The following is a 2246-nucleotide window of genomic DNA, read 5'->3' as shown; positions in this document are numbered from 1 at the left end:
AGATCATTCCACTTGTCCGAAGGCCGAAGCCTTCAAAGAACCTTGGATGATACTGGCCAAAACCACCACCACCCAACCCCACAACTGCCAAACCAACCGGCCCAACGTCGTGGGAGGCGCTGTATAGGCGTATGCCAAAATGGATGCAAGGGGTTTTTTGAGGAAAAATGAACGACCCGTTGCATCCCCGTGACCAAACCAATCTAAACCCGAAAACCGGGCTTGGGCAGGGGGAGACCACCGCTCCCCCTGCATGGCTGACCGACTAGGACTTGCCTTGGAGAAGTGGAGAGGCATTGTCCTGAAATCTGCGTCTGAAGCGGAGGCCGACGGTGCGCGTGAAGCAGGGCAGTAGCTGACGGCCTGGCTTTGACGGGTGAAAAACTGCCTCATGATGAGCGTATGAGCGCACGTCATTATCAAGCGCACGTCATTATCAAAGGAAGCGAACAAGGATGCAGCCAGGCACACCACTCACCCGGCCAAAGGTGGAAATTTCACGGCGGAATGAGCGAACTGCTGTTCCCGCCGGTCGAAGCCATCATTGACATCCACACCGAGCTGCATTCCGAGCATGGTGATGCTGAACCGCGCCGGGTTTGCCGGAGGCTTGAATTCAATAGTTATGCGGCCATGGCTTTAGTTTCCAGAGCTGCGTAGAAGTTGGCTTCGGCTTCTGCGGGCGGAATGTTTCCGATTGGCTCGAGCAGGCGTCGGTTGTTGAACCAGTCGACCCATTCCAGGGTGGCATATTCCACGGCCTCGGCGCTGCGCCGGGGGCCGCAACGATGTATGACCTCTGCCTTGACTAGCCCGTTGATCGTTTCCGCCAGGGCACTGTCGTAGCTGTCTCCTACGCTGCCAACCGAGGGTTCGATGCCGGCTTCCGTCAGTCGCTCGGTGTAGCGGATGGACAGATATTGAGACCCGCGGTCGCTATGATGAACCAGGCCCATGGCTTTGGCGGGGCAGCGGTCATGGACGGCATGTTCCAAGGCGTCGAGCACGAACCCAGCCTGCGCCGAGGTGCTGACGCGCCAGCCCACGATTTTGCGGGCATAGGCATCGATGACGAAAGCCACATAGACGAACCCTTTCCAGGTGGCGACATAGGTGAAATCCGACACCCGCAGCCTGTTAGGCGCGGGTGCCCGGAACGGCCGGTTCACCTTGTCCAACAGGCACGGTGCTTTCTTGTCGGGGATCGTCGTCCTGTGCGGCTTGCCACGGATGATGCCCTGGATACCCATGCCCTTCATCACGGGCACAGACGCCGGCTCTGCTGAAGGGTCTGATCTTCGGACCGACCGGCACCGCCATGACGCCGACGGCCACCAAAAAGGGCAGCCGTCTTTATCGCTATTACGCCTCGATGGATGTGATCCGGGGGCGGTTCATCGACCCGGATTCCGGTGCCCCGCTGCGCCTGCCGGCGGAAATGGTGGAAAATGCCGTGATCCGGGAGGTGCGCCGCCTTGTGCGTATGCCGGAGATCGTGGCGCAGACCCTGGCAGCGGCCCGCTCCGAAGCGCCCGACCTGACCGCGGGAGAGGTGGTGGCGGCGTTGGACCGGTTCGATGAGATCTGGTCTGCCCTGTTCGTGGCCGAACAGGCGCGTCTGGTGCGGCTGCTGGTGGATCGCGTCACCGTCACCGCAGACGGCATCATCGTTGATCTGCGCAGCGCCGGCCTAGGCACATTGGTGCGCAATCTGCTCACCCCGCGTAGCCTGGAGAGCGTTGCATGAGCAACAACCCCGATACCATCCGCATTGTCATCCCGCTCGCCCTGAAGCGCCGCAACGGCCGCCCGCGCATCGTGCCGCCAGCCGATATCGAAATGACCGCCGACGGGCGCGCGCTCGATCCCCGTTTACTGCGGGCCATCGCCCGCGCCTGGGACTGGCGTCGCCGGCTGGAGCGGGGCGAGGCGGCAACCCTGAAGGACATCGCCGCCGCGGAGGGGGTGACGGTGCCCTTTATCAGCCGCTTCCTACGGCTGGCCTATCTGTCGCCGATGGTTCTTGAACAGCTTCTGATCAATCGCTGCCCGTGCCCCCTGTCTCTGGACCGGCTGGCGACCGTCGCACAGGCACCATGGCAGCAGCAGCCGAGCCTGATTTTCGAGGAGTGAAACGTTGCGTCGCGATTGACGTATGAACGTGCGTCATTACATTATCAGAGGAAGCTAACAAGGATGTCGCCATGCACACCACCCGCCTGACCAAAGTTGGAAATTCCACCGGG

Annotated in this window: 2 protein-coding genes and 1 pseudogene; 2 read left to right on the top strand and 1 reads right to left on the bottom strand. The window is 61.3% G+C overall.

Going from position 1 to position 2246, the window contains the following annotated elements; genetic code table 11:
- Positions 1 to 623: 623 nt before the first annotated feature.
- Positions 624 to 1262, bottom strand: a pseudogene (locus GE253_RS25645) (IS3 family transposase); the annotation flags it as partial.
- Positions 1263 to 1318: 56 nt separating this feature from the next.
- Here GE253_RS25645 and GE253_RS25640 point away from each other — a divergent pair.
- Both GE253_RS25640 and GE253_RS25635 read left to right on the top strand, forming a co-directional pair.
- A complete protein-coding gene (locus GE253_RS25640) occupies positions 1319 to 1747 on the top strand; it encodes a hypothetical protein (RefSeq protein ID WP_211101603.1) in 429 nt (142 codons plus the stop codon).
- Entirely contained in the window at positions 1744 to 2133 is a 390-nt protein-coding gene (locus GE253_RS25635) for a hypothetical protein (protein ID WP_153206982.1), read from the top strand. The genes GE253_RS25640 and GE253_RS25635 overlap by 4 nt, the downstream gene beginning before the upstream one ends.
- Positions 2134 to 2246 lie beyond the last annotated feature (113 nt).

The sequence above is a fragment of the Niveispirillum sp. SYP-B3756 genome, assembly GCF_009495745.1.
Lineage (GTDB): Bacteria > Pseudomonadota > Alphaproteobacteria > Azospirillales > Azospirillaceae > Niveispirillum.
This window is presented reverse-complemented; position numbering and strand designations above follow the sequence as displayed.